This window comes from Methylophaga sp. UBA5088 (assembly GCF_002414625.1).
GTDB classification, from domain to species: Bacteria; Pseudomonadota; Gammaproteobacteria; order Nitrosococcales; family Methylophagaceae; genus Methylophaga; species Methylophaga marina.
This window is the reverse complement of record NZ_DIAC01000026.1, coordinates 56,136-61,969: the sequence shown is the minus strand read 5'-3', so window position 1 is coordinate 61,969 and position 5,834 is coordinate 56,136. Positions and strand designations below refer to the sequence as shown.

Genomic DNA, 5,834 nt, shown 5'->3' with positions numbered 1-5,834 from the left:
ACGGATGGGCTTTTTTTATATCTGATAGTTTTGCATTGACCTCACCTGAACATGGCAACACCCCATGTGACATTTTTGTCAGGAACAAAAATGGACAGCGATAGCTGCCCGAAGGGTGAAGTGCAGGGAGGCACTTCATCAAAGTAGTTCACCGATAACGGCTCCTGCGTTATCGGCATACATGACATCCATGTAAATAACGGCCAGGCATTGAATTACCTGCTGTTTAAAAGATGATCTACATGAATAGGTGACAGTTAATACCACCTGCTTTGCCAGAATGCTGTCCATCCATTCCATTGATATAACAAATAAGTTGGGTGTTTTTATGGACGACCATCCGGAGCCTCTTCTGACGCTTGAAGGTTTATTTGACCGTAGCGACGCATCACAAAACTGCACAATAACGGCTCATTTGTTGGTTCTAAAGCTGCCTAGTAAACTGTGAATAGTATGTTCTATAGATGAAGTCAATGATGTCACTTGTCGTTGTTAAGTGATTTGCTCTTAGCTCTGCAAACAAGGTAGTTATCTCAAAAATAGGTAACTTAGCACTTAGATATACTTATCCTGTGCTAGCTCCAGATTTTTATCAAAGCATCATGTTCGGATTTATGAATTTATTATTCAAACAAAGCTTAGAAATAATAATAGTGTCTGTTATATCTTCTATATAGCCAAAATACATCTTAGTCATTAACCAGTCTGTCACTAAATTGAAGTAAAATATGCTTTTTATAATATTGAAATCAAGCAAGGCGATTGATGTACAAAACACTGATTTACTTTTTTATCGCCTGCTTAATAACAGCATGCTCAGACGATAGCCAAGAGCTAGAATTCAATAGTACTCTTCCCCTTCCACTCGCAACAGATGTTGATTACGCTTCTGATATTAAACCAATCATTGAGGAAAAATGCGTCGTTTGTCACGGCTGTTTTGATGCGCCCTGTCAATTGAAAATGGAATCAACAGAGGGGTTCCTACGTGGTGCAACAAAATTAAATGCTTATGACGGAACAAGGCAAGAGCCTATAGTTCCGACAAGGCTGTTTACAGACGCCAATTCAGAAGAAGAATGGCGTAACGCTGGTTTCTATTCAATACTTTCTGGTCAAAATGCTCAGGCGTCATTGTTATATCGAATGCTAGCTTTGGGTAAAACTCATCAATTTAAAGACAATAGTAAATTACCAGAAGAACTTGATATTAGTATTCGTCGCGAAAACCAATGCCCTACCGTCGATAACATTTCTGAGTATGAAAAAAGTTATCCTCTTACAGGCATGCCCTTTGCAGTATCAGGTTTGACAGATGATCAGTTTTCAACAATCAGCGGATGGTTATATCAAGGTGCTAAGGTTTCTGAGGATCAGGTTGAGTTAAATAAAAATGAGATTTCGTCCATAGAAGAATGGGAATCGTATCTTAATCAAACATCAAATCAACGTAAACTGGTTAGTCGGTGGTTATATGAGCATTTATTTTTGGCTCATCTCTACTTTGATGGTAAGCAAGACAACACACATTTCTTTGAACTGGTCAGATCCTATTCACCGCCTGGTGAACCAATTTCTATCGTAAAAACGCGTCTACCAAACTCTGAGCCTGAACATCCGATTTATTATCGACTGAGATTAGTCAAAGGTATTACTGTTCATAAACGGCATATAACACTTTTGTTTGATGACAAGCTCAAGAAGCATATAGAAAAACTTTTTTTCACTGATAAATGGGATGTCGATATATTACCTGGCTACGACTACGAAGCTCGAGCTAATCCCTTTGTTACTTTTTCCGCTATACCAGCAAAAGCACGCTATCAATTCTTACTTGATCATGCTGAATATTTCACACGTACTTTTATCCGCGGTCCTGTATGTCGAGGTCAAATAGCAACAGATGTCATTCGTGATCAATTTTGGGTCATGTATCAAGATCCGGCCAAGGATCTTTTCATCACAGATGCTAAATACAGAAAAAAAGTAGAGCCACTCCTTGGCTTGCCTGGACAAGATGATAACCTGACAGAAACGAAAGAAAACTGGGATAAATATAAAGATAAACGCAATGCCTATTTATCTTTACGAGATCAGCATTATCAAGATGCACCGTTAAACTGGACTTCGACTAAAGCGATTTGGGATGGGGACGGGGATAATACCAATGCTTTTTTAACTGTGTTCAGACACTTCGATAATGCCAGTGTTGTCAGAGGCATGGTCGGGCAGGTTCCTCAAACACTTTGGTGGATGGATTTTCCGCTGTTTGAACGAACATATTATGAATTAGTTGTTAATTTTGATTTGTTTGGCAATGTAGCTCATCAGCTTCAAACACGGCTTTACTTTGACCTAATCCGTAATGGGGCAGAGCATAACTTTCTTCGACTATTACCACGAGACAAACGCAAATCGGTCTTAAATGATTGGTATCAGGGAATGGGGGCGGTAAAGACTTACTTCACATACGCGCCGCTTGATATTGATATCAGAACGGAAGAGACATTTTCCTCTGATGATACTAAAAACGAACTGGCTAATAGACTCTTGACACAGTTTAGTCAGGTTAATGCGGCTGAAAATGATCCTATCAATCGTTGTCAAAATCAGCATTGTTTCAGGATGTCTCAGACAGATTGGAAACAAAAGGCTGATTCATGGTTAAGTCGATTAACGAACGCTTCATTTGTGGAGACGTCGGGGCTTCAGTTCTTACCTGAACTGACTTTTATACGAGTGAAGCATGGTGGTGAAAGAACAGTATATTCTTTAATTCGTAATCGTTACCACAGTAATGTGGCCTTTCTTTTTGGTGAGTCATTACGCTATAAGCCTGAAAAAGACAGTCTAACGGTCTATCCTGGTATTGCTGGTAGTTATCCTAATTTTATCTTTGATATTGAAACAGATGAATTGGAAGTCTTTGAGAAATCGTTAATGGAAGCGAAATCTGAAGAAGCATTTGATGCCTTAGTTCAGAATTGGGGTGTGCGTAGAACACATCCAAAGTTTTGGCAAATCTTTCATGATTTCACTCAATGGCAACGAGAGCAAAATCCAATTGATGCCGGTGTGTTCGATGCAAACCGCTATGAGAATCTGTAAATAAGATCTTAGTGACGTTTCAAATAGTTTTTTGACAGACTAAATAATAAAACTTTAAGTTGTGTTGTGCGAGTCAACCTTGGTCGACTCAAAATGTTGTCATCATTTTGAGCCATTAATGTGTTTAATGTTTCTATTCCTCCTAAAGTCATTGCTCTGATTTCCCAGCCCAATCGTCCCTGAATAGCATTACCAAGCTCAATACCTTCATTCATGGTATTCATAGTTTGTTGAAATAGGTGACGAAGCAGGGGAGCTAATTTCCGGCTATTTGTGGAAGTAATGTCATCCTCAGTCAGTCCTGCTTCGACAAGCATTTGTTGAGGAAGATATATTCTGTCGTTCTCTGCTTTATCTTGCAGAATATCCTGATAAAAATTAACTAGCTGCAAAGATGTGCAAATTGCATCAGATTCACTCAACTGCTGTTGAGTGGGCTGACCATTCAAATGCAGTAATAAACGACCAACTGGGTTAGCAGAGCGTTGACAGTAATCCAGAACATCATCCATCGTTTGATAGCGTTTTTTGACAACGTCCTGCATAAAAGCTGACAGTAAGTCATTAAATAAATAGATGGGTAACTGAAACTTCGTGATGACATCATCAAGCGCGATAAAGATTGGATCATTGCCGGTATATTTTCTGTGATCTATTGCAGTCAGATTTGTGCGATAGCTTTGTAGATTCGCTATCCGTTCAGCTTTGGTGAGATGGCCTTCATCAGCAAAATCATCTGCAGTGCGTGCAAAAGCATAAATAACAGCAATGGGGTTTCTTAGGCGCTTGGGAAGCAAAACTGAGGCGACCGGGAAATTCTCGTAGTGAGACTTTGCAAGTGTTAAGCAAAAATCATACGCTGCAACCAAGTCTTTATTCGATGCCATAACGTGAGAGTTAAATCCAGTTCAGGATTTCTTCCGGTTTATAAACCGTGCCTTTGGCCTGCCAGCTTTCAGGTCGATCAGTACTTTTTAAGTAGCCATAATGGGCGATGAGCGTGTCCATATTCACAACATTGCCTGCCTCAATATCGCGCTGAGCATCACCGATATATAAACAGTTTTCAGGCTTAACCTTAGCTACATTACATGCAAATAGCATCGGATCTGGGTGAGGTTTGCTATGGGCTGTGGTATCTCCACTGACAATACAACTTGCCCGCCCACTTAGGCTTAATGCTTGCATCAAAGGGTCGGTGAGAAATGCAGGTTTGTTAGTAATCACTCCCCATTTTGAACCTGTCTTTTCGATCGTTTGAATAACGTTATCCATGCCATTAAAGAGCTTGGATTCACGAGTGATATGCAAACGATACAGTTCAATAAATCGTGCTTGTATTGACTGATATTCAGGAGCGTCAGGTGTTAGGCCAAAAGCTAGCTTAATCAGTCCTGGACTTCCATCACTCGCGACTGGACGGATGGTTTCCAATGAAAGCGAGAGGGCTTGATGTTCAGCTAGTACCTGATTAAGTGCATAAGCTAAATCTGGGGCGGTATCGACCAGCGTGCCATCCAGGTCAAAAAACACAGCATCGTATTTTGGCATATTAGATTTTTTTGCAGTGGATGAGGTAATTGACCTTTACGTCGCTGCCAAGACTAAACTGTCGAGTCAGAGGATTGTAATTCATTCCAGTGATATCTTTGGTCTTGAGCCCAGCTTGTCGGCACCAAGCAGATAATTCAGCTGGGCGAATAAAGCGTTTGTAGTCATGTGTGCCTTTCGGCAACATTTTCATAACGTATTCAGCTCCTAATACCGCCAGAAGATAGGCTTTAGGGTGACGGTTTAATGTCGAAAAGAAGACATCACCACCGGGTTTCACCATATCGGCACATGCTTGAATAATAGAGGCTGGATCTGGGACATGCTCCAGCATTTCAAGACAGGTGACGACATCATAATGTTCAGGCTGCTGGCTAGCCATTTCTTCAGCTGTGATATGTTGATAGTTAACGGTCAGCCCGGCTTCCAATGCATGGAGTTTGGCGATATTCAACGGCATCTCACCCATGTCGATACCGGTCACATTGGCCCCACTTTTTGCCAGAGCTTCAGAAAGGATGCCGCCACCGCAGCCCACATCGATAACATTGGCATCTGACAATGTTGTTCGTTTTGCAATGTAAGCTAAACGAATTGGATTCAGATCATGCAACGGTTTTGATTGACCTTCCAGGTCCCACCAACTTGATGCTAAAGCATCAAATTTTGCTACTTCATTTAAGTCGACATTTGCTTGAGTTTGGCTCATTGACTCTGTGATCCTATTTTGATTGCCCATTGTTGGGCGTCTTGAATAACTTTTGTTTCATTCAATGTCAGAAGTTGGCGTGAGTTTAATAATTGTTTACCAGCCACCCAGACATCAGTGACTTTATCACGGCTGCTGGCATACACCAGCTGAGATACCACATCATAAACCGGCTGTGTTTCGATATCTGATAACTGAACAGCAACGATATCAGCTTGTTTGCCTACTTCGAGTGAGCCAATTTCTTGCTCCATTCCCAATGATTTTGCTGCATTTATCGTCGCCATTTCTAAGGCCGCGTGTGCTGGTACGGCTGCTGCATCACCCGCCACGGCTTTAGCCAATAAAGCGGTTTGTCGCATTTCTGCAAACATATCCAGATCATTGTTAGATGCTGCACCATCTGTTCCAATAGTGACATTGATGTCATTTTTATGCAGCTCAGCTACCGGACAAAATCCACTAG

General features: G+C 41.1%; 5 protein-coding genes. 1 reads left to right on the top strand and 4 read right to left on the bottom strand.

Translation table 11 applies throughout. The annotated features are described in order from the left end of the window. The first annotated feature begins 963 nt into the window (after window positions 1-963). A complete protein-coding gene (locus tag B4K20_RS03410; RefSeq protein WP_289281887.1) occupies window positions 964-3,108 on the top strand; it encodes a fatty acid cis/trans isomerase in 2,145 nt (714 codons plus the stop codon). A gap of 8 nt (window positions 3,109-3,116) precedes the next feature. On the opposite strand, the gene hpnC is transcribed toward B4K20_RS03410, so the two are convergent. The 4 genes from hpnC to B4K20_RS03390 all read right to left on the bottom strand — a co-directional run. After that, a complete protein-coding gene (gene hpnC / locus B4K20_RS03405) occupies window positions 3,117-3,995 on the bottom strand; it encodes a squalene synthase HpnC (protein WP_289281886.1) in 879 nt (292 codons plus the stop codon). 10 nt (window positions 3,996-4,005) lie between these two features. Continuing rightward, the gene (locus tag B4K20_RS03400; RefSeq protein WP_289281885.1) at window positions 4,006-4,659 is read right to left on the bottom strand and encodes an HAD family hydrolase; all 654 of its coding nucleotides are present in this window, start codon (window positions 4,657-4,659) and stop codon (window positions 4,006-4,008) included. Window position 4,660: 1 nt separating this feature from the next. Then, complete coding sequence (gene ubiG, locus B4K20_RS03395) at window positions 4,661-5,368, bottom strand: bifunctional 2-polyprenyl-6-hydroxyphenol methylase/3-demethylubiquinol 3-O-methyltransferase UbiG (RefSeq protein WP_289281884.1); 708 nt, start codon at window positions 5,366-5,368, stop codon at window positions 4,661-4,663. Further along, the coding region (locus tag B4K20_RS03390) for an amidohydrolase family protein (RefSeq protein ID WP_289281883.1) at window positions 5,365-5,834 on the bottom strand (470 nt) is incomplete at its 5' end. The genes B4K20_RS03390 and ubiG, both read right to left, overlap by 4 nt.

Bases quoted from the DNA above. Each gene is read 5' to 3' on its own strand.
- B4K20_RS03410 (WP_289281887.1), top strand. From the start codon at position 964: ATGGAATCAACAGAGGGGTTCCTACGTGGTGCAACAAAATTAAATGCT.
- hpnC (WP_289281886.1), bottom strand. From the start codon at position 3,995: ATGGCATCGAATAAAGACTTGGTTGCAGCGTATGATTTTTGCTTAACA.
- ubiG (WP_289281884.1), bottom strand. From the start codon at position 5,368: ATGAGCCAAACTCAAGCAAATGTCGACTTAAATGAAGTAGCAAAATTT.
- B4K20_RS03400 (WP_289281885.1), bottom strand. From the start codon at position 4,659: ATGCCAAAATACGATGCTGTGTTTTTTGACCTGGATGGCACGCTGGTC.